20 protein-coding genes are annotated in these 20,605 nt (G+C 53.9%); all 20 read left to right on the plus strand.

The window, feature by feature from the left end; all coding sequences use genetic code 11:
* Positions 1–6: 6 nt before the first annotated feature.
* The 20 genes from rsmA (at position 7) to glgB (ending at position 20,601) form a co-directional block, all read left to right on the plus strand.
* Positions 7–861 (plus strand): 16S rRNA (adenine(1518)-N(6)/adenine(1519)-N(6))-dimethyltransferase RsmA, encoded by an 855-nt coding sequence (gene rsmA / locus DSZ37_RS05585; protein WP_109725956.1) that lies wholly within the window; start codon positions 7–9, stop codon positions 859–861.
* Complete coding sequence (cobI, locus tag DSZ37_RS05590) at positions 861–1,556, plus strand: precorrin-2 C(20)-methyltransferase (protein WP_109725957.1); 696 nt, start codon at positions 861–863, stop codon at positions 1,554–1,556. Before rsmA ends, cobI begins: the two co-directional genes overlap by 1 nt.
* The gene (gene cbiD / locus DSZ37_RS05595; RefSeq protein ID WP_109725958.1) at positions 1,546–2,688 is read left to right on the plus strand and encodes a cobalt-precorrin-5B (C(1))-methyltransferase CbiD; all 1,143 of its coding nucleotides are present in this window, start codon (positions 1,546–1,548) and stop codon (positions 2,686–2,688) included. The genes cobI and cbiD overlap by 11 nt, the downstream gene beginning before the upstream one ends.
* A complete protein-coding gene (gene cobM, locus DSZ37_RS05600) occupies positions 2,681–3,439 on the plus strand; it encodes a precorrin-4 C(11)-methyltransferase (RefSeq protein ID WP_109725959.1) in 759 nt (252 codons plus the stop codon). The genes cbiD and cobM overlap by 8 nt, the downstream gene beginning before the upstream one ends.
* Entirely contained in the window at positions 3,436–4,473 is a 1,038-nt protein-coding gene (locus tag DSZ37_RS05605) for a cobalt-precorrin 5A hydrolase (RefSeq protein WP_109725960.1), read from the plus strand. Before cobM ends, DSZ37_RS05605 begins: the two co-directional genes overlap by 4 nt.
* Positions 4,470–5,198, plus strand: a complete 729-nt coding sequence (gene cobJ / locus DSZ37_RS05610; protein ID WP_109725961.1) for a precorrin-3B C(17)-methyltransferase — start codon at positions 4,470–4,472, stop codon at positions 5,196–5,198. The genes DSZ37_RS05605 and cobJ overlap by 4 nt, the downstream gene beginning before the upstream one ends.
* The gene (gene cobK / locus DSZ37_RS05615) at positions 5,191–5,940 is read left to right on the plus strand and encodes a precorrin-6A reductase (protein WP_109725962.1); all 750 of its coding nucleotides are present in this window, start codon (positions 5,191–5,193) and stop codon (positions 5,938–5,940) included. Before cobJ ends, cobK begins: the two co-directional genes overlap by 8 nt.
* 4 nt (positions 5,941–5,944) lie before the next feature.
* Complete coding sequence (gene cbiE / locus DSZ37_RS05620; protein ID WP_109725963.1) at positions 5,945–7,135, plus strand: precorrin-6y C5,15-methyltransferase (decarboxylating) subunit CbiE; 1,191 nt, start codon at positions 5,945–5,947, stop codon at positions 7,133–7,135.
* Positions 7,132–8,472, plus strand: a complete 1,341-nt coding sequence (locus DSZ37_RS05625; RefSeq protein WP_109725964.1) for a cobyrinate a,c-diamide synthase — start codon at positions 7,132–7,134, stop codon at positions 8,470–8,472. The genes cbiE and DSZ37_RS05625 overlap by 4 nt, the downstream gene beginning before the upstream one ends.
* Positions 8,472–9,521, plus strand: coding sequence for a nicotinate-nucleotide--dimethylbenzimidazole phosphoribosyltransferase (gene cobT / locus DSZ37_RS05630; RefSeq protein WP_109725965.1), 1,050 nt, complete (start codon positions 8,472–8,474; stop codon positions 9,519–9,521). Before DSZ37_RS05625 ends, cobT begins: the two co-directional genes overlap by 1 nt.
* Entirely contained in the window at positions 9,518–10,039 is a 522-nt protein-coding gene (locus DSZ37_RS05635; protein WP_109725966.1) for a bifunctional adenosylcobinamide kinase/adenosylcobinamide-phosphate guanylyltransferase, read from the plus strand. The genes cobT and DSZ37_RS05635 overlap by 4 nt, the downstream gene beginning before the upstream one ends.
* Positions 10,033–10,800 (plus strand): adenosylcobinamide-GDP ribazoletransferase, encoded by a 768-nt coding sequence (cobS, locus tag DSZ37_RS05640; RefSeq protein WP_109725967.1) that lies wholly within the window; start codon positions 10,033–10,035, stop codon positions 10,798–10,800. The genes DSZ37_RS05635 and cobS overlap by 7 nt, the downstream gene beginning before the upstream one ends.
* Before the next feature lies 1 nt (position 10,801).
* Positions 10,802–11,200, plus strand: a complete 399-nt coding sequence (locus DSZ37_RS05645) for a bifunctional adenosylcobinamide kinase/adenosylcobinamide-phosphate guanylyltransferase (RefSeq protein ID WP_109725968.1) — start codon at positions 10,802–10,804, stop codon at positions 11,198–11,200.
* Entirely contained in the window at positions 11,190–11,750 is a 561-nt protein-coding gene (locus tag DSZ37_RS05650) for a histidine phosphatase family protein (RefSeq protein ID WP_109725969.1), read from the plus strand. Before DSZ37_RS05645 ends, DSZ37_RS05650 begins: the two co-directional genes overlap by 11 nt.
* Positions 11,747–12,715 carry an adenosylcobinamide-phosphate synthase CbiB gene (cbiB, locus tag DSZ37_RS05655; RefSeq protein ID WP_109725970.1) on the plus strand — a complete coding sequence of 323 codons (969 nt, stop codon included), beginning with the start codon at positions 11,747–11,749 and terminating at the stop codon, positions 12,713–12,715. Before DSZ37_RS05650 ends, cbiB begins: the two co-directional genes overlap by 4 nt.
* Positions 12,712–13,746: a pyridoxal phosphate-dependent aminotransferase gene (locus DSZ37_RS05660; protein WP_109725971.1), complete on the plus strand. Its 1,035-nt coding sequence runs from the start codon at positions 12,712–12,714 to the stop codon at positions 13,744–13,746. The genes cbiB and DSZ37_RS05660 overlap by 4 nt, the downstream gene beginning before the upstream one ends.
* Entirely contained in the window at positions 13,739–15,205 is a 1,467-nt protein-coding gene (locus DSZ37_RS05665; protein ID WP_109725972.1) for a cobyric acid synthase, read from the plus strand. Before DSZ37_RS05660 ends, DSZ37_RS05665 begins: the two co-directional genes overlap by 8 nt.
* Complete coding sequence (locus DSZ37_RS05670; protein ID WP_347504437.1) at positions 15,205–15,837, plus strand: precorrin-8X methylmutase; 633 nt, start codon at positions 15,205–15,207, stop codon at positions 15,835–15,837. The genes DSZ37_RS05665 and DSZ37_RS05670 overlap by 1 nt, the downstream gene beginning before the upstream one ends.
* Positions 15,838–15,979: 142 nt before the next feature.
* Entirely contained in the window at positions 15,980–18,214 is a 2,235-nt protein-coding gene (locus DSZ37_RS05675) for a SpoIIE family protein phosphatase (RefSeq protein ID WP_109725974.1), read from the plus strand.
* A gap of 239 nt (positions 18,215–18,453) precedes the next feature.
* A complete protein-coding gene (glgB, locus tag DSZ37_RS05680) occupies positions 18,454–20,601 on the plus strand; it encodes a 1,4-alpha-glucan branching protein GlgB (RefSeq protein ID WP_109725975.1) in 2,148 nt (715 codons plus the stop codon).
* Positions 20,602–20,605 lie beyond the last annotated feature (4 nt).

The raw sequence follows: 20,605 nt of genomic DNA on the forward strand, positions 1-20,605 counted from the left end.
TACTGAATGAATCTTACAAACATCGGCACCGTTAAGGAGATACTTTCCCGACACGGTTTCAGCTTCTCGAAGGGACTGGGACAGAACTTCATCATCAATCCCGACATCTGCCCGAAAATAGCCGAAAACGGCAATGCCTTCAAGGGCTTCGGAGTGCTGGAGATAGGCACGGGCATAGGTGTTCTTACAGCAGAGCTCGCCAAAAGAGCGGACAAGGTAACGGCGGTGGAGATAGACACCCGTCTGCTGCCCATTCTTGAGGAGACACTGGCGGACTTCGACAATGTGAAGATAATCAACGAGGACGTTATGAAATGTGACCTCCACAAGCTCATAGAGGAGGAGTTCGGCGGGCTGAGAGTGGCTGTCTGCGCGAACCTGCCCTACTACATAACCTCTCCAATCATAATGATGCTTCTGGAGAGCAGGCTCCCCATCGAGTCCATCACCGTAATGGTGCAGAAGGAAGCCGCACAGCGCCTCTGTGCAAAGGTGGGCACAAGAGAGTCGGGAGCTATCACCGTGGGAGTAAACTACTACGGCACCGTGAAGAACCTTTTCGGCGTCTCACGGGGCAGCTTCATGCCTGCGCCCAATGTGGACTCCGCTGTTATAAGGATAGACCTTAACGGCGAGCACCGTCTTGACGAGGAAAGCGAGAGATTCTTCTTCCGTGTGGTAAAGGCAGGCTTCTCGCAGCGCCGCAAGACACTGGCAAACTCCCTTGCTTCTGTTATGGGTATCCCAAAGGACAGAGTTTACTCTGCACTGACAGGACTGGGGCTCCCCGAGGCTGCAAGGATAGAACAGCTGGATATGGAGCAGCTCATTGCACTTTCAGCTGAGCTGATGAAGGGCTGATGGGAACTCTTTACGGCGTAAGCGTGGGTGCAGGCGACCCCGGGCTCATGACTCTGAGGGCAGTGCGTATAATGGAGAGCTGCGGCGTTATCGCAGTTCCGCGTACTCACGGGGAGAACAGTCTGGCTCTGTCAATTGCGGAGCAGGCTGCGGACCTGTCACGCAAGCGGAAAGTGTATCTGGACCTGCCTATGTGCAGGGACAGGGAAGCCCTTGACAGAAACTACGATGAGACTGCGGAAATGCTCTGCGGACTGCTGGAAAGTGACGATGTGGCAGTCCCTACACTGGGGGATATTTCCGTTTATTCCACATTCAGCCGCATTGCACAGCGTGTTGAGAAACGAGGATTCAAAGCAGAGATATGCGCAGGAGTCACCAGCTTCAGCGCTGCTGCTGACGCTCTCGGAAAGCCACTGTGTCTGGGAAGCGAGCCCTTGCATATACTGCCATATGGCTGCGGAGACTTTGAGAAGCTCCTTGACCTCAGTGGTACAAAGGTCGTAATGAAAACAGGCAGCAAAAGCAGCGAGCTCATTGCATTACTGCGAAAAAAGGGACTTGCTCTGCGTACTTCTGTAATAGAGAACTGCGGACTTGAAAACGAGAGGATATTCGGGAGCCTTGATGAGGTCACCGACGACCTTGGCTATTTTACGGTGTTCATCATCGGGGAGTGCAGTGATGAGACTTGAGGAATATGTTTACAGGGGAGCGGAGAAGCTCAGATGCGGATATACCACGGGCTCCTGCGCGGCAGCTGCCGCAAAGGCTGCGGCGGAGATGATATTCACGGGGCATGAGGTCACGGGCGTGAAGCTCATGACTCCCAAGGGCATTATGCTTGACCTTGATGTGGCGGACGCTGAGATGAAAGATGGAAGCGCTTCCTGCGCCATAGTAAAGGACAGCGGCGACGACCCCGACATCACAAACGGTATCAGGGTTTATTCCCGCGTGAGACTTATCCCCGAAGGAACTGTTATCCTCGGCGGCGAGGGCGTTGGTGTCGTAACAAAGGCAGGGCTGGACCGTCCCGTTGGGGACGCTGCCATAAATACGGTGCCGCGGCGCATGATAAGTGGGGCTGTTGCGGAAATTGCCGAGAAATACGGCTACTCGGGAGGCTTCGAGGTGACAGTCTCCATACCTCAGGGGGTGGAGCTGGCGAAAAAGACCTTCAACCCTCGCATGGGCATAGAGGGCGGTATCTCCGTCATCGGTACCAGCGGTATCGTGGAGCCCATGAGCAATACTGCCGTCATTGAGACTATCCGCGCGGAGGCTAATATCCGCCGTGCCGCAGGTCAGCGGAATATGCTGCTGACTATCGGCAATTACAGCGAGGACTTCGTTCAGAGGGAGCTGCCCTTTTCACTGGAGAGGAGCGTCACCTGCAGCAACTTCATAGGTGATGCCATCGATATCGGCATGGAGCTGGGCTCTGAGTCCATTCTCATCGTCGGTCATATCGGAAAGCTGGTAAAGCTGGGGGCAGGTATTATGAACACCCACTCCTCATGGGCGGACGGCAGAATGGACGTCCTTGTCACCTGCGGTGTGCTTGCGGGAGCTGATACGGATACACTGAAAAGGCTGCCTGAATGTGCCACTGCTGACGCTGCAATGGATATACTCGAGGAGGGCGGATACCTTGAAAAAACTGCGGATATACTCTCTCAGCGCATGGACAGCTATCTCCGCGCAAGAGTAAAGGATTCGATACCGATCGCGGCTCTGGCGTTTTCCTATAAGCGTCAGCTGCAAGTGAGGACTGCCCTTGCTGAGGAGCTTATAAAAGCAATTACGGAGGAAGAAAATGGTTGATTTTGTGGGAGCAGGCTGCGGTGCTGCCGACCTTATCACTCTCAGGGGCAAGCGTCTGCTGGAGCAGGCTGACGTTATCATCTACGCAGGCTCGCTGGTAAATCCTCAGCTCCTTGACTATGCAAAGCAGGGGTGCAGGATATACAACAGCGCACTAATGCACCTTGATGAGGTCATAGAGGTCATGGAAAAGGCTGAGGCTGAGGGACTTCACACCGTAAGGCTCCATACGGGTGACCCCTCGGTTTACGGCGCCATAAGGGAGCAGATGGACAGGCTGGACGCCCTCGGCATAGCTTACAATGTCACTCCCGGCGTCAGCTCCTTCTGCGGAGCTGCGGCGGCTCTGAAGGCGGAATACACTCTGCCCCATGTGTCACAGACAGTGATACTCACTCGTATGGCAGGACGGACTCCCGTCCCCGAAAAGGAGAGCATAGAGAGCCTTGCCGCTCATCATGCGACCATGGTCATATTCCTCAGCGCTTCCATGACAGAGGAGCTTTCCGCTCGGCTTACAGAGGGCGGATACAGTGCCGATACTCCTGCGGCAATAGTCTACAAAGCCACATGGCAGGACCAGAAGGTGGTGCGCTGCACCGTGGGAACTCTTGCAAAGGCTGCCTGTGAAAACGGCATAAGCAAGACTGCTCTCATAACCGTGGGAGATTTCCTCGGTGACGATTACGAGCTTTCAAAGCTCTATGACAAAAATTTTGAAACTGAGTTCAGAAAGGCAGAAGCCAAATGAATATAGCGATTTTTTCCGTTACGGAAAAGGGCAGACAGCTCTCGGAAAGGGCTGCTGAATTTCTTGGCGGTGAACACAAGGTCAGCCGCTACTGTTTTCACAAGCACACCGATGATAATGCGGCGGTGTTCTGGAATATGGGAAGCATGGTTGGGCGGCTTTTCAAGCGCTCCGACGCTTTTATTTTCGTCTGTGCCTGCGGTATTGCAGTGAGGGCAGTTGCCCCTCTGCTGGGCACCAAGGCGGACGATCCTGCTGTCATTGTCATGGACGACAGCGGACGTTTCGTTATCCCCGTGCTTTCGGGACATATCGGCGGTGCTAACCGACTTGCGGAGGTGCTTGCGGATGCTCTTGGAAATACCGCTGTCATCACTACCGCCACCGATGTGGGCGGACAGTTCTCGCCCGACAGCTTCGCTGTTGCAAACGGACTTATCATCACCGACCTTGCTGCTGCAAAGGAGATAGCTGCGGAGGTGCTGGACGATGAAAAGGTGGGCTTTTCCACAGAGTACAGACACGGCGGACTTCCCGACGAGCTGACGGAGTTCGGCATTTGCAGGACAGGCATATATGTTGGCACGGAGACCGATGTGAAGCCCTTTGACGTTACTCTGCGCCTCGTACCGAGGAATATCGTTCTGGGTATCGGCTGCAAAAAGGGTACATCTGCCGAAGCTGTTGAGACTGCGGTAAGCAGGGCTCTTGCCGAAGCTGGTATCGACGCAGAGAGAGTACGCGAGGTGGCTACAATAGACCTGAAAGCGCAGGAGGAAGGACTTCTCGGCTTCTGCGGACGGCGAGAGATAGAGCTTAGGACATATACTCCCGAGGAGCTCATGGCGGTAAATGGCGATTTTGACTCCTCGGAATTTGTGCGCGAGACTACAGGGGCAGACAACGTCTGCGAGCGCAGTGCAGTGCTGTGCAGCGGCGGCAAGCTGGTGCTCCGGAAGACCGCCTTTGACGGAGTTACCGTGGCAGCGGCTGAGGCTCCCGTATATCTGGATTTTGAGAGGAACGTGCTATGAAGCTTTACGTTGTGGGCATCGGCTGCGGAAGCCGTCAGGGAATGACCCTCGAAGCGCAGCAGGCTGTGATGAACAGCGATGTTGTGGTGGGCTATACCGTCTATGCGGAGCAGATAAAGAGCTTCTTCCCCGAAAAGGAGTGTCTTTCCACGGGTATGAGACAGGAGCGTGACCGCGTTGCACTTGCACTGGAGTTGACACAAAACGGAAAGACAGTGTCCCTTGTTTGCAGCGGCGACAGTCAGCTCTACGGCATGGCAGGACTTGCCTATGAGCTTTCCTCGGATTATCCCGACGCGGAGATAGAGGTCGTGGCAGGAGTTTCAGCGGCATTCAGCGGCGGAGCGGTTCTCGGCTCGCCCATGACTCACGACCTTGCCCTCATAAGTCTTTCCGACCTGCTGACCCCAATGGAGAAGATAGAGAAGCGGCTTCGCTGTGCGGCGGAGGGGGATTTTGTCATCGCTCTCTACAATCCATCGTCGAAAAAACGTGCGGACTACCTTATGCGAGCCTGCGACATTATCCTCGGTTATCGCCCTGCGGATACTGTCTGCGGATACGTCCGCAATATCGGCAGGGAGGGACAGGAGAGCAGAGTCCTCACTCTCGGGGAGCTCCGCGATACTGCCGTGGATATGTTCACTACCGTATTCATCGGCAACTCCGAGACCAAGGTCATAGGCGGAAAAATGGTGACGCCGAGAGGCTACAGAAATGTGTGAGCTGCTCATATTCGGCGGAACTACCGAGGGCAGGGAGCTTGCTCAGTATTGCTGCGCCTGCGGAGTTTCGGCGGCTGTGTCCGTGGCTACGGAGTACGGGGGAGAGCTTCTCCCTCACGAAAAGGGGCTTTGCGTTCTTGTGGGAAGGCTTGACAGTGACGAAATGGCATCTCTCATGAGAGAGCTGGGGTGCAGGGCGGTAATTGATGCCACCCACCCATATGCCACTGAGGTCACAGCTAATATTATCGCCGCCTGCAAGGCTGCGGAACTGCCATATCACAGGCTCCTGCGCGGCTCATCGGAGCTTGGGGACTGCTTGACCGTCAGGGATATGGAGGAGCTTGTGGAGCTTATAAACCAAAGGGGCGGCAATATTCTCAGCACACTCGGCAGCAAGGAGCTGCCAAAGCTTACGGAGGTGCAGAACTTCGCAGAAAGGGTATGGGTGAGAGCTCTCCCCACTGACAGTGTAAGAGCTCTGTGTGCGGAGCTGGGCTTTCCCGAGGAGCACCTTATACTCGAAAGGGGACCGTTTACGGTTTGGCAGAACATGGCTCACATAGAGCTGAGCGGTGCGTCACTTCTGGTGACAAAGGAGAGCGGTGCAGCAGGCGGTTTTCCCGAGAAGCTTGAAGCTGCGGAGAAATGCGGTATAAAGACTGCTGTGCTTGCCCGCCCAGAGGAAAAGGGCAGCACAATGGAGGAGATAAAGTCGCTTATATGCGGCATGAGGAGGTGACAATGTGAAGATATATATCGTAGGCACAGGCGCCGACGGCAGCAGGACTCTTACTGCCGAGGGGCGGTCTGCCATAGAAGCTGCGGAGGTCATTATCGGCGCAAAGCGCATGATTGAGGGATATCGCTCCTGCGGAAAAGTAGTTCTGGAGGAGTATAGAAGTGCCGAGATAGCGCGGTTCCTTGCGGAGAGCAGCTTTTCGGCAGCAGCGGTGCTGATGTCGGGAGACTGCGGATTTTTCAGCGGTGCGGCACGGCTTGCAGAGGCGCTCCCCAACCATGATGTGGAGTTCATCAGCGGTATATCTTCACCTGTTTACCTTTTCTCCAAGCTGAAAATGGACTGGTCCGACTGCAATTTCGTCAGCCTTCACGGCAAAAGCGGCAATATCGCCAGAGCGGTCCGCGCTCACAGGCTGACGTTTTTTCTTCTCGGCGGAGATATGACAGCAGCGGATGTCTGCAGGCAGCTCTGCGAATACGAAATGAGCGGAGTAACAGTGCATATCGGCGAAAGACTGGGCTATCACGACGAGAGGATAACAAGCGGAACAGCTGCTGAGCTTTCGGATATCAGGACTGCGGAGCTTTGTGTGCTGCTGGCGGATAATCCCGACTACGAGCGCTCCGTTCCGAGCTGTATCCCCGATGAGCTGTTTATCAGGGGCAGAGTGCCTATGACTAAGGCGGAGGTCCGCGGAGTTGCTGTTGCAGGGCTTGATATCGGCAGGGAGGACATATGCTGGGATATCGGCGGCGGAACGGGTTCTGTGTCCGTGGAGATGGCAGTGCGCTGTGAGCGAGGGACTGTCCATTCCGTGGAGAAGTCTCCCGAGGCGGCTGAGCTTATCGACAGCAACCGCCGTAAATTCGGCTGCGATAACATTGTTATCCACACGGGCAGAGCGGCTGAGCTGCTCGGTGAACTGCCGGCTCCCGACTGCGTTTTCATCGGCGGTTCGGGTGGAGAACTGAGTGAGATAGTTCAGGCTGCTTATGAGAAAAACAGCAATATGAGACTGACCGTTACTGCGGTCTCTCTGGAAACGCTTTCGGAGTGCATAGCAGTATTTGATGAGCTTGGTTTTGAAGCTGATATCTCACAGATCGCCGTAACAAGGACTAATAAAGTAGGCACACACACCATGTTGTCTGCCTCAAATCCCGTTTTTATCATAAAAAGGAAGCTTATATGAAAAGAATTCTCATCGGCGGAACTCACAGCGGCTGCGGAAAGACCACGGTCACCTGTGCAGTTCTTGCGGCACTGAAAGCTCGCGGACTGACGGTCTCCTCTTTCAAGTGCGGTCCCGACTACATCGACCCCATGTTCCACAGCAGTATCATCGGCGCTGATGCTCATAATCTGGACAGCTTTTTCTGCGATGATAACTGCATTAGGCAGCTGCTGTGGGAGAACGGCAAAAATGCGGATATATCAGTGATCGAGGGCGTTATGGGTTACTATGACGGTGCTGACGGTCGGGGCTCTGCTCACTCGGTCGCAGCCATCACAGACACAGTTTCCGTGATCGTCCTTGACTGCAAGGGCTCGGGAGAGTCCATAGGCGCAGTGATGAAAGGCTTTCTGACGTACAAGGCTCCTAATAATATCGCAGGCTTCATTTTCAACAGGCTGCCTGCGAGACTTGTTCCCATGGCGGAGCGGCTCTGCACGGAAATGGGAACTGAATATTTCGGCTGTATGCCGCCGAAAAGTCCAAGTATAGAAAGCCGCAGGCTGGGACTTGTCACCGCTGTCGAGATAGCTGACCTCAGAGAAAAAACTGCGGAACTTGGCAGACTTGCAGAGGAGAATATCCGCCTTGACAGGATGATTGAAGTCTCGGAAAGATGCTTCCCGGAGTTTACAGAGCAAAAACTGCACAGAATATGCGCGGATAACTCACCAAAGATAGCTGCTGCGGCGGACAGAGCTTTCTGCTTTACATATTCCGAGAATATAAGCCTGCTGAAAAGGCTTGGCTGCGCGGTGGAGTATTTCTCTCCCATGGATGACGAAAAGCTTCCCGATAATTGCCGAGGACTCATCCTCAGCGGCGGTTATCCCGAGCTACACGCGAAAAAGCTGGCAGCGAACAGCTCCATGAGAGAGTGCATAAAAACGGCGATAAACCGCGGACTCCCCACCATTGCCGAGTGCGGCGGGTTCATGTATCTCCATGACAGCATAAGAACTTCCGACGGCACAGAATACCCAATGGCCGGCGTGATCGTCGGCACTGCCTTTGAAACGGACAGGCTTCAGCGCTTCGGCTATGTCACTATGACCGCCGGGAGGGACTGCCTGCTCTGCGGCAAGGGGGAAAGCTTTCCAGCTCATGAGTTCCACTACTGGGACAGTACCGACTGCGGAGCGGACTTCACCGCCGCAAAGTCCGACGGAAGGAGCTGGAAGTGTGTTCATGCGACTTCTGCATTGTACGCAGGATTTCCGCATCTGTACTTTTATTCGGATGTGAGACTTGCTGAGCGCTTCGCAGCAGCCTGTGCTGCATATGGAGGTAAATGATGGAAAGGATAAAGCTTATCAAGCCTGCTGACAGGTCTTTTGCCGAAAAGGCACAGGAGCACTGGGACGGCGTGGCAAAGCCTCTTGGCAGCTTCGGTGCCCTTGAGGAGATGTGGGACAGGATAGCCGCAGTGCAGCGGACTGTTACTCCCGATATCTCCCGACGAGCAGTAGTGGTCATGTGCGGCGACAACGGTGTTACCGCCGAGGGTGTCACCCAGACGGACAGCTCCGTGACCCTTGCCTGCGCTGAGGCTATCGCCTGCGGAAGCTCCAACATAAACGCTCTGGCGGCAGTCTATAACGCTAAAGTGCTGGCTGTTGATGTGGGCATGGAAGGGGACTCCTCCTGCGAAAAGCTCATCAACAGGAAGATAGCTCACGGTACGGGCAATATCGCCGCAGGTCCTGCAATGACCGTGCAGCAGGCGGAGAGTGCCATCGCAGTTGGTATGGATATGATCTGGAAGCTGGCTGATGAGGGCGTTAAGGTGGTTGTTACGGGAGAAATGGGCATAGGCAACACAACTCCCACAGCAGCTCTTTCATCGGTGATACTTGGGCTTCCTCCCGAGACTGTCACAGGCAGGGGCGCAGGTCTCACTTCCGAGGGACTTCGCCGCAAGATAGGAGCTGTTAAACGTGCCATTGATGTGAATTCTCCCTATGACTGCGGTGCTGTCGAGCTAATGGCAAAGCTCGGAAGCTTTGAAATAGCAGGCATGACGGGACTTTTCCTTGGGGGAGCCGTTTACGGCGTCACTGTCATAATAGACGGAGTGATATCCGCAGTTTCGGCGGTGCTTGCTTCAATGATTGCCCCCGACTGCACCGATTATATGCTTGCAGGCCATGTTTCGGCGGAGCCTGCGGGCAGGAAGCTCCTCGAAAAGCTGGGACTCAGAGCCGTTATCGACGGCGGTCTCAGACTGGGAGAAGGAACAGGAGGAATATTGCTGCTGCCGCTTCTTGACGGAGCTTCGGCGCTTTACTATAATTCCCACAGCTTTGAGAGCGCAGGGATAGAAAGGTATGTGGAACTGAAATGATCACACTTGTAACAGGCGGAACAAAGTGCGGTAAATCGGGTTATGCCGAAAAGATACTGGAACGCTTTGAGGGGCAGAAATACTACATCGCCACCATGAATCCCGTGGGAGACGATGCAGAGGAGATAATCGCCCGTCATGTTGAGATGCGCTGCGGCAAGAACTACGTTACCGTTGAGAGACTCCGTGATATAGGCGATACGGAGATACCCGAGGGCAGCGGCGTGCTGCTGGAATGTGTGGGCAATCTCTGTGCAAATGAGATGTTTGTGGGAACTGAGGTGCTTGACCCTGCGAAAAAGATCGTCGAGGGCATAAAGCGGCTTTCGGAGAAGACCTCCGAGCTTGTAATAGTCACCAACGAGGTGGGCACCGACGGAAACGATTACTCTCCCGACACCATGTCTTATATAAAGCAGATGGGCATAATAAACTGCCGTATAGCGGAGTTTGCGGACAATGTGGTGGAGTGCGTCTACGGTATACCAATTGCCCGCAAGGGAAGTATAATATGCTGAATTCAATGCTTTCGGCTATCCTTATGTACTCGCGCATACCCGTTCCGAGACCCGAGTGGAACGAGAAGAACAGGCGGTTCTCCCTGTGTTTCTTCCCCCTTGTGGGAGCTGTCATCGGGGCGCTGGTCATGGGCTGGCGGTACATATGCGATGTTCTGGAGACAGGCGATATCCTTTACGCAGCGGGAGCTGTGGGTATCACTGTTCTGATAACGGGAGGCATACATCTTGACGGCTTCTGCGACACCTGCGACGCGAGAGCTTCGTGGGGAGACAGGGAGAAAAAGCTGAAGATACTCACCGACTCCCATATAGGAGCCTTTGCGGCTATCAAGCTGGGACTCTATCTCATTCTTTACACTGCGGTATTCACGGAGCTTAGAGATGTCTCCGCAGCCGCTGTGGTCTGCGTTGGATATGTGCTTTCACGTTCACTCAGCGGACTGGCAGCCGTTACCTTCCGTGCTGCAAAAAAGGAGGGGAGCCTTCACAGCTTTACCGCTCCTGCTGATAAAAAGGCAACTGCGGCAGTTCTCGTGACAGTTTCTGTTCTTGCTGCTGCGGCAATGGCAGTCATAGCTCCTGCGGTGGGGGCAGCTGCTTCCGTCGGGGCACTGCTCACGCTTTTGTATTACCGCCATATGGCGTACAAGGAGTTCGGCGGCATTACGGGAGACCTTGCAGGCTGGTTCCTGCAGGTGTGCGAATTGGTCCTTGCAGCTTCTGCTGCACTTACATACAGATTAATGGAGGTCATGTGATATGAAAATGATAATCGGAGGAGCGTATCAGGGCAAGGTAGGCTGCGCCACGGAGCTGTTCGGCATCAATGAGGAAGATATGGTAAACGGCTCTGCCTGTGATTTTGAGGAGGTATTCAGTGCGGTCTGCATAAAGAGCTATCACAAGATGATAGCAAGGCTGCTGGCGGAGGGAGTTGACCCTGTGCAGTTCACAAGCCGACTTTGTGAGACCAACAAGGACGTTGTTGTCATCATGGACGAGATCGGCTGCGGTATCGTTCCGCTGGTGAAGTCCGAGCGTGTGCGCCGTGAGGCTACGGGCAGATGCGGCTGCATGATAGCTAAGGAGAGCGATGTGGTCATCCGCGTTATCTGCGGTATCCCCACCTACCTCAAGGGAGCTCCCCATGAGGGTTGACTTCATACGTCACGGAAAGACCGAGGGAAACCTTGAGATGCGCTACGTCGGCAGGACCGACGAGCCCCTTTCCTTTTCGGGCATAGCCGAGCTCATGAAGACCGACTATCCACCCTGCGGAGTGCTCATAACCAGTCCCATGAAGCGGTGCATACAGACGGCAGAGCTCATATATCCCGACAAGGCTCCCATTATATGCGATGAGCTGAGAGAGTGCGATTTCGGGGCATTTGAGGGCAGGAACTACATTGAACTGTCCACAGACAGCAGGTATCAGAAATGGATAGACAGCGGCGGCGAGAGCGCCTTCCCCGAGGGTGAGGACCCTGCCGATTTCAAGGAGCGCTGTGCCGCAGGCTTTCTTGCATCCATAGCAAAGGTGCCGGAGGGCAGCGGTGCCACGTTTGTAGTCCACGGCGGCACGATAATGGCGATACTGGAGCGCTTTGCACAGCCCCATCAGGGCTATTACCACTGGCAGGTCACCAACGGACACGGCTTCATCACCGAGTTTGACGGCGAAAAGATAACAGTTACGGAGAAAATATGAATTATTTTGCAGCAGTCCTGCCCCTCATCATCGGAGCGGTGCTGGACAGCATTTTCGGGGACCCCTACAGCCTTCCGCACCCCGTCAGACTTGTGGGAAGACTCATATCAAAGCTGGAGAGCTTTGTCCGCAGACATATGGGAGGTCATCTCCGTGCAGGTGGCGTCCTGCTGGCGTTGATAGTTCTCATTGTCTCGGCGGCGGTGCCCCTTGGGATACTCATTCTGTGCTATTGTGTGAATATATGGTTGGGAGCCGCGGCCGAGGGCGTTATGTGCTATTATCTCATGGCGGCAAGATGTCTCCGCGACGAGAGCATGAAGGTATACCGCGCAGCAGCAAAGGGCGATACGGAGGGAGCGCGAAAGGCGGTGTCCATGATAGTGGGACGTGATACGGCAGTCCTCGACAGCAAGGGCATAATCAAGGCGGCTGTGGAGACTGTGGCGGAGAATACCTCCGACGGTGTAACGGCTCCCATAATGTATATGTCACTGGGGGGAGCTGTCCTCGGAGCGTTCTACAAGGCGGCAAACACCATGGACTCCATGATAGGCTACAAAAACGAGAAATATGCCGATATCGGGCGGTTTGCAGCGAAGCTGGACGATGTGCTGAACTTTATCCCCTCGCGGCTCACCGCTCTTGCTATGATAGTCTGCGCTCCCATGGCGGGACTGGACGGCAGAAGGGCGTACCGTATCTGGAAGCGTGACCGCAGAAAGCACGCAAGTCCCAATTCTGCACAGACCGAATCAGCCTGTGCAGGTGCTCTCGGAGTTCAGCTTGCTGGAGATGCGTACTACTTCGGGGAGCTCCACAAAAAGGAGTTCATCGGCGACCCTGTCAGGGATATTGAAAATGAGGATATACCGCGGGCAAACAGGCTCATGTACGCCTCATCGGCTCTTATATTTGTTTTAGCGGCGGCAGTCAGGGCGATTTTAGTCGGAGGAATGCTATGATAAACGCAGCACACGGCGGAAATGATCTCGGTCTTGATATAAGACTGGATCTTTCCGCCAATCTCAATCCCATGGGTATGCCAGAAAGTGTCAGGGCAGCCGCAGTTGCTTCGGCAGGATGCTGGGAGAGCTATCCCGATCCAATGTGCAGGGAGCTTCGCGAAAAGCTGGCGGAGAAGCTCGATGAAGATAGGGAAAACATCGTCTGCGGAAACGGTGCCGACGATCTTATCTACCGCATAGCCTCTGCGCTGAAGCCGCAGAGGGCGCTGATCTGCGCTCCCACATTCGCAGAGTACGGCAAGGCGCTTCGCGAAAACGGCTGCGAGATTCGGGAGCATATTCTCCGCGAGAGTGAGGACTTTGTCCTTACGGAGCGTATCCTCGGGAAGCTGTCTGTGGTGGACATGGTGATAATCTGCACTCCAAACAATCCCACGGGAATGACTGTGCCCCGTGAGCTCATGGAGAGAATAGCCGCGGAGTGCGAAAAAAACGGCACCTACCTCATTGCAGACGAGAGCTTCATTGGCTTTACGGGGAGAGAAAAGGAGCTGACAGCACTGAATTATCTTGGCAGAAATACTATTGTCCTGCGCTCTTTCACGAAGCTTTACGCAATGGCAGGTCTGAGGCTTGGATATGCGGTCTGCGGAAGCAGGGCAGCTGCCGATAGTATTGCGTCCGCAGGTCAGTACTGGAGCGTTTCCGCACCTGCTCAGGCGGCAGGTATAGCCGCCCTTGACGAGGAGGACTATGTAAGTAAGACAGTGTCTCTTATATCTGAGGAGCGGCAGTTTCTTTCCTCGGAGCTCAGCGCCCTCGGCTGCAAGGTATATCCCTCGGAGGCTGACTATATTCTGTTCCGCAGTTCCCACGAGCTTGGTGAGAAGCTGCTTGCCGAGGGTATACTTATACGGAGCTGCAAGGATTACAGCGGTCTTGACGGCAGCTTCTTCCGCACTGCTGTTGGTCTGCATGATGATAACGAAGCGCTTGTCTGCGCGGTAAGGAGGTGCCTTGATGGCTAAGGCGATAATGATACAGGGTACTATGTCAAACGCGGGAAAGAGCTTCATCGCGGCGGCACTGTGCAGGATATTCCGCCAGGACGGCTATTCCTGTGCGCCCTTCAAGTCTCAGAACATGGCGCTCAATTCCTATATAACCGCTGACGGCTGCGAGATAGGCAGGGCTCAGGCTATGCAGGCAGAGGCGGCAGGCGTTGAGCCGTCGGTGCTGATGAATCCAGTGCTGCTGAAACCTACCACCGATGTGGGTTCGCAGGTCATAGTGGGCGGCAAAGCCGTGGGAAATATGACTGCCGCAGAGTATTTCCGCAGGAAGCGCGAGCTGATACCTCGGATAATGGAGTGCTACGAGAAGCTTTCCGCTCAGCATGATATCATCGTCATCGAGGGGGCGGGAAGTCCCGTTGAGCTTAACCTGAAAAGCGACGATATCGTAAATATGGGCATGGCAAAGCTGGCAAAGGCTCCTGTCCTCCTTGTGGGAGATATTGACAGGGGCGGCGTTTTTGCTCAGCTCCTCGGCACTCTCGGGCTTTTTGAGCCTGATGAGCTCTCAATGGTGAAGGGGCTTATCGTCAACAGGTTCCGCGGTGATATAGGGCTCTTTGACAGCGGCAGGCGTATACTTGAAGAACGGGGCGGCAAGCCTGTTCTTGGGGTAGTGCCATACCTCCGCTGCGACATCGAGGACGAGGACAGTCTTTCGGACAAGCTGTCATCAAGCGAAAAGGGACTTATCGACATCGCGGTCATAAGGCTGCCGAGGATATCAAACTTCACGGACTTTGACGTCTTTGCTCAGTACGACGGTGTAAAGGTGAGATATGTCAGCCGTTATGAGGAGCTTGAAACTCCCGACATGGTCATTATCCCGGGAACTAAAAGCACTATCGCCGACATGAAGTGGCTCCGTGAGTGCGGCTTTGAAATAGCTGTCGGAAGGCTTGCTGCAAGGGGAGTTCCCGTATTCGGCATTTGCGGCGGCTATCAGATGCTTGGCGAAAGCATTTCCGACCCTCTCGGAAGCGAGGGCGGCGGCAGTATTAAGGGCATGGGGCTTCTGAGGTGCAGCACTGTTTTCGGCGCGGAGAAAACACAGGTAAGGACCCACGGAAAAATCCTCGGAATTGGCGGCTTCTTCAGCTGTCTCAGCGGTGCGGAGTTCAGCGGCTATGAGATACACATGGGCACTACGGAAAGCAGCAGCCCGCGGCTCCTTGACTGTGGAGGTGCCTGTGAGGGAAACGTTTACGGCTGCTACATACACGGCATATTCGATGCACCTCAGGTGTCAGAGCGCATTGTGAAACAGCTTTTCAGCAGCAAGGGACTTGCCTTCGGCGGCGGAACTGCCGACCGTCAGGCGTACAAGGAGACGCAGTTCGACCTGCTGGCGAAGGGCGTCAGGAACAGCATAGACACGGAGCTGCTGTACAGAATTATTGAGGAGGGGATATGATGGAGCTTGAATACGTTCTTCCTAAGGACATAGAAAGGCGCAGCTTTGAGCTGATAGAAGCGGAGCTGGGTGACAGGAAGCTCCCCGATGACATACGTCCCATTGTCATGAGAGCCATTCACACCACCGCGGATTTTGACTACTACGACAATATGTACTTCTCCGATGGAGCTGTGCAAAAAGCGCTAAGTGCCATTGAGTCGGGGGCGGTCTTCGTCACCGATACCAACATGGCGAGGTCGGGAATAAACAAGGCGGCACTTGCCCGTCACGGCTGCACGGTGGAGTGCTTCATGGCTGACCCCGATGTGGCGGAGAAGGCTGCGGCGGAGGGGACTACAAGGGCGGCTGCTTCCGTGGACAAGGCTGCGGGGCTTGGGCGTCCCGTGATATACGCTGTGGGAAATGCTCCCACTGCACTCATAAGGCTGTGCGAGCATATAAAAGCAGGAAGCTTCGTACCCGAGCTGGTCATCGGCGTACCCGTTGGCTTTGTGAATGTTGTCCAGTCAAAGGAGCTCATCATCGAAAGCGGTATACCCTGCATCGTGGCAAGGGGACGCAAGGGCGGCAGCAATGTGGCGGCGGCAATATGCAATGCCCTGCTCTATATGGCTGACGGCAGAAAATGACAGGAAAGGCTGTGCTTGGCACGGCTTTTTTCTTTTGCCCGATGATGTTCCGGACTCTGCCATCTTTCGACGTCACATACCGACAGCAGCCGCGCTTTTCCCGTGGTATAATGTATCGTATATTTTTGCGAGGTGATGTGCGATGCAGATAGTAAAAAACATAAGGGAATGGCGGTATGCAGGGACGGCTGCAGCCTTTGCAGCCTGTTTCGGAGCAGGCTTCCTGCTGACGGGGGCAAGGGTGGGAGGAGTGGCTTCCTTTGCGGATATATCCGCCGCAGGTGCGGTGGGACTGCCATGGTCGGCGGCGGTTTTCATCGGAAGTCTTGTACGAAGTATCATAGGCGGCTCGGTGGGGCATAATATAGTGAAGCTGTCCTCTCTGGCGCTGATAGTCATAATCAAGATGTTTCTGGAACCGAAAAGCGACCCTAAGCTCAGCGGCATAAATACTGCCGTAAGTGTTTTCGTCTCGGGAGCTGCTGTGTCGGCGGTAATAGGCGAGCTTGTGAAAAAACTGCTGTTTTACGGGTTCTATGGCGGCATTGCAGGATATACGGCATACTCTGCGGCAAAGCTCATAACGGGACTTCGCAGGGAGCGCTCCGCCGATCTTTCGGGAGCAGGCGGGCTTTCCTGCTCGGTGGTCTATATCATGACGGCGGCTTCCCTCTGCTCGGTGGAGCTGCCTGCGGTAAATATCGGTGTCATATTCTGTGCTGCCGTGACTCTTACGGGAGCATATTTCTACAAGCAGACGGGGGGAGTGCTCTGCGGTGCTCTTTCCGTCTGCGGAGCCTTTCTGTCATCTCCCACGGCAGGCATGAGTCTGGTGCTCCTTCCTGCGGCAGGACTGCTGACGGGCTATATGCACGACCGCAAGCCCCAGACAGCGGCGCTTTTCTTCACAGGAGTCAATTTCGTTCTGACTGTACTTACGGGAGTTACCTTTGCAAGGGCGGAAAGCATGATAGATATTATATGCGGCGCACTGCTTTTTATTCCCGTATCGGGAAGGTTTTCCGACAAGTGGATACGGACGGGCGGCGAAGGCGAGAAAATGCTTCCCGAGGTAATAAATGCAAGAATGGGCTTTCTTTCGGATACGGTTCTGGAGCTTCGCAGGGAATCGGAGCACATCTCGGATATGATATCACAGCGCAGGAACGAGAGCTTTGAGATCGAGGAGAACTCTCAGGCGGTATGCTCGGGCTGTTACCGCCGTCCATTCTGCTGGAGATCGGACAAGGGGAATACCTATCGCGGATTTCGCAGACTTGCGGAGATGACGGAGTTCGCTGCGGAGAGCTTTCCCGAGGAGCTGGCTGACTGCCTGAAGAAAAAGGAGCTTCTGGACGCATTTGCGGAGAGTTCACGGGAAAAGGCTGCGGCAAAGCTTATGGATATGCGCTTTTCCGAGAGCCGCGACCTGCTTCATGAGCAGATGAAGATAACCGAGGAGCTTGTCCGTTCGGCAGGGGAAAGACTGGATGTGCGCTACTCCGAAAGCGTCAGCAGGAGCATACGCACAAAGCTGGAAAAGTTCGGACTTGCTCCATCACAGGTCATCGCCTATTACAACAGCAGGAACAGGCTCCTTACGGAGATATACTTTCCTGCGGACTGCGCTCCCGAGGACGGCAGGAGAGTCTGCGATCTCATAGCCGATGAACTGCGGCTGAAAATGGGCTGCACCGAGCCTGTGCGCACGGGCAGGGAGGTCCGCATAAGAGTGTTTGAGAAGCCGCGGTGTACCATGGAGGTATGCGCGTCTTCGACCTGCGCCGACGGCTCCGGGCAGAGCGGCGATAATCACACGGTATTCACTGACGGAGCAGAGGCAGGATATGTGGTTCTCTCCGACGGCATGGGCACAGGCAGCAGCGCTTCTGCGGAGTCCTCAATGGTGGTGAGTCTTTTCCGCAGACTTGTCAGCAGCGGCGTGGACTTCCGCTCGGCAATAAAGCTTATCAACTCCGTCATGGTAACAAAGTCGGGAGAGGAGAATTTTGCCACCCTCGATGCTCTGCGGATAGACCTTGACGACTGCGGTCTCACGGTGATAAAGTCGGGAGCAGCGGCGACCCTTATCCGTCACAGAGGAAGCGTACTGAAGATAACTGCTCCCACATTCCCCATAGGCATATACGAGCAGTCGGAGGTGTTCACAAGGGAGTGCAGCTTCGAGGAGGGGGATATAGTCATCATGTTCTCCGACGGTGTCTCTGAGGGGGCGTATCCGTTCATCAAGGAGCTTCTCCTCGGCGGAGACGACCTGAGGCTTATGGTAAACGAAATATGCAGGAAAGCTCCCGTATTCAATCCGAACATACACGCTGATGACGTCACTGTCATAGGAGTGAAGGTAACTGCCTGAAAGACACATTTTGTTCACAAAATATTAACTTAAATGACATACAGTTCACGCTAAATACATTCAATTGCTGTGCATTTTAACAAAGGCTAACGAGAAATTGCCAGAATAAATATGTCAAAATGCACTAATTAGAAGTGGTAATATTAGCATAACATCTGAAATTTTCTCACGATTTGCAAAAATGCTTGAATAATTATGCTGATTCTGATAAAATGTATTATAGCAAAGGAGGCTGAATTATGTCTGTTAATAAAAATAACAATCCTAACGATTTTCCACTGTACCTTTTTTACCAGGGAAAAAACTACGAAGCATATAAGTTTTTTGGCGTTCATTCCAAGAAAAAAGGAAGAGGCAAGGTTTTCGTCTTCAGAGTTTGGGCTCCTAATGCTGTAAGCGTATCAGTTGTGGGAGATTTCAACGGCTGGGACAGAGCTGCCAACCCAATGTACCTCATTGCAGACGGTATCTGGGAAGCTGAGATATCAAAGCTTAAACAGTTCGACGCTTATAAATTCAGTATCGAGGCGCAGGACGGAAGGATACTGATGAAGGCTGACCCCTATGCGGCGCACTATGAGACAAGACCCGGGACCGCTTCCAAGATCTTCGAGAGCGATTTCCAGTGGAGCGACAGCAAGTGGTTCGATGAAAAGGAAAACAAGAGCATATACAAAAGCCCTGTGAACGTGTATGAGGTACACCTCAGCTCGTGGAAGAACTACGGCGAGGAGAAGTTTCTTGATTACGTCACGTTCGCTAAGGAGATAATACCGTATCTTCAGAAGATGTCCTATACTCATGTGGAGTTCATGCCCCTGACGGAGTACCCCTACGACGGATCGTGGGGCTATCAGGTAACGGGCTATTTTGCCCCGACCTCGCGCTACGGAACTCCCGACGACATGAGAAAGATGATAGATATGTTCCACGCCGCAGGCATCGGCGTTATCCTTGACTGGGTACCTGCACACTTTCCCAAGGACGAGGCAGGTCTCTATGAGTTCGACGGCACCTGCTGCTATGAATACACAGACGACCGCAAAAAGGAGCATAAGGCATGGGGCACCAGAGTTTTCGATTACGGTAAGGCTGAGGTATGCTCTTTCCTTATTTCCAGCGCTAATTACTGGTTCGACCAGTTTCATGTGGACGGTCTCAGAGTTGACGCTGTGGCGTCCATGCTCTACCTTGACTATGACAGGCAGGAGGGCGAATGGGCTGCCAATATCTACGGCGGCAACGAGAACCTTGAGGCTGTTGAGTTCCTCAAGCACCTCAACGAGGCTGTTTTCCTCAAGCACCCCGACGCTCTTATGATCGCCGAGGAGTCCACTGCATGGCCGCTGGTCACAAAGCCCACCGATATCGGCGGACTTGGCTTCAACTTCAAGTGGAACATGGGCTGGATGAACGATATGCTCAGCTATATGTCCCTTGATCCAATTTACAGAGCTTTCAACCATGACAAGCTCACATTCTCATTCTTCTATGCATTCTCGGAGAACTATATCCTGCCTATCTCACATGATGAGGTAGTCCACGGAAAGTGCTCCATGATAAATAAAATGCCCGGTGAGTATGAGCAGAAGTTCGCTTCATACCGTGCTTTCCTCGCATACATGATGGCTCACCCCGGTAAGAAGCTGCTCTTTATGGGACAGGAGTTCGGACAGATGAAGGAGTGGGACTACAAGTCCCAGCTGGACTGGAATCTCATGGACTTCGACTCTCACAGAGACCTGCTGAAGTTCTCGGAAAAGCTTAACAAGTTCTACGTTGAAAATCCTCCTCTCTGGCAGAATGACGACTCGTGGAACGGCTTCAGCTGGATATCCAACGATGACTATAAGCAGAGCATCATCTCATTCAGACGTATCGACGATAACGGCGATGAGATAATCGCAGTTTGCAACTTTGTTCCCGTTGAGCGCCGTGATTACAGGATAGGCGTTCCTCAGAAGGGCAGATACAAGCTCATTTTCAACACCGATGCTGCCGAGTTCGGCGGTTCGGGCATTACGGAGAGCTCATTCAAGTCCGACAGCGTACCTATGCACGGTCACGACAACAGTATCTCAATGACACTGGCTCCGCTGTCTGTTATCTATCTGAAGTTCGCTCCCGTAAAGAGAAGAACAACATCTGCCAAGGACGAGACCAAGGCTGCAAAGAAGCCTGCGGCTAAGAAGACGACAGCAAAGGCTGCCGAAACTTCAAAGACCAAGTCCACAGCAAAGAAGACGGCTGCAAAGGCTGACGAGGCTTCCAAGGCAAAGCCCGCTGCCAAGAAGACAGCTGCGAAAAAGCCAGCGGCAAAGACCTCAGCCGCTGCTAAAAAGACAAAGACCTCGGCAAAGAAAACACCCTCTGCCAAGGATAAATAAATTC

The sequence above is a fragment of the Ruminococcus flavefaciens genome, assembly GCF_900116855.1.
In the GTDB taxonomy this organism is placed as follows: Bacteria; Bacillota; Clostridia; order Oscillospirales; family Ruminococcaceae; genus Ruminococcus; species Ruminococcus flavefaciens_R.

Excerpts from the sequence above, each read along its gene's own strand:
- DSZ37_RS05605 (WP_109725960.1), top strand. The coding sequence starts at position 3,436 with ATGAATATAGCGATTTTTTCCGTTACGGAAAAGGGCAGACAGCTCTCG.
- DSZ37_RS05660 (WP_109725971.1), top strand. The coding sequence starts at position 12,712 with ATGATAAACGCAGCACACGGCGGAAATGATCTCGGTCTTGATATAAGA.
- cobS (WP_109725967.1), top strand. The coding sequence starts at position 10,033 with ATGCTGAATTCAATGCTTTCGGCTATCCTTATGTACTCGCGCATACCC.
- cobK (WP_109725962.1), top strand. The coding sequence starts at position 5,191 with ATGTGTGAGCTGCTCATATTCGGCGGAACTACCGAGGGCAGGGAGCTT.
- DSZ37_RS05650 (WP_109725969.1), top strand. The coding sequence starts at position 11,190 with ATGAGGGTTGACTTCATACGTCACGGAAAGACCGAGGGAAACCTTGAG.
- DSZ37_RS05670 (WP_347504437.1), top strand. The coding sequence starts at position 15,205 with ATGGAGCTTGAATACGTTCTTCCTAAGGACATAGAAAGGCGCAGCTTT.
- DSZ37_RS05665 (WP_109725972.1), top strand. The coding sequence starts at position 13,739 with ATGGCTAAGGCGATAATGATACAGGGTACTATGTCAAACGCGGGAAAG.
- DSZ37_RS05635 (WP_109725966.1), top strand. The coding sequence starts at position 9,518 with ATGATCACACTTGTAACAGGCGGAACAAAGTGCGGTAAATCGGGTTAT.
- rsmA (WP_109725956.1), top strand. The coding sequence starts at position 7 with ATGAATCTTACAAACATCGGCACCGTTAAGGAGATACTTTCCCGACAC.
- DSZ37_RS05675 (WP_109725974.1), top strand. The coding sequence starts at position 15,980 with ATGCAGATAGTAAAAAACATAAGGGAATGGCGGTATGCAGGGACGGCT.
- cobM (WP_109725959.1), top strand. The coding sequence starts at position 2,681 with ATGGTTGATTTTGTGGGAGCAGGCTGCGGTGCTGCCGACCTTATCACT.
- cbiD (WP_109725958.1), top strand. The coding sequence starts at position 1,546 with ATGAGACTTGAGGAATATGTTTACAGGGGAGCGGAGAAGCTCAGATGC.
- glgB (WP_109725975.1), top strand. The coding sequence starts at position 18,454 with ATGTCTGTTAATAAAAATAACAATCCTAACGATTTTCCACTGTACCTT.
- cobJ (WP_109725961.1), top strand. The coding sequence starts at position 4,470 with ATGAAGCTTTACGTTGTGGGCATCGGCTGCGGAAGCCGTCAGGGAATG.
- cbiB (WP_109725970.1), top strand. The coding sequence starts at position 11,747 with ATGAATTATTTTGCAGCAGTCCTGCCCCTCATCATCGGAGCGGTGCTG.
- DSZ37_RS05625 (WP_109725964.1), top strand. The coding sequence starts at position 7,132 with ATGAAAAGAATTCTCATCGGCGGAACTCACAGCGGCTGCGGAAAGACC.
- cobT (WP_109725965.1), top strand. The coding sequence starts at position 8,472 with ATGGAAAGGATAAAGCTTATCAAGCCTGCTGACAGGTCTTTTGCCGAA.
- DSZ37_RS05645 (WP_109725968.1), top strand. The coding sequence starts at position 10,802 with ATGAAAATGATAATCGGAGGAGCGTATCAGGGCAAGGTAGGCTGCGCC.
- cobI (WP_109725957.1), top strand. The coding sequence starts at position 861 with ATGGGAACTCTTTACGGCGTAAGCGTGGGTGCAGGCGACCCCGGGCTC.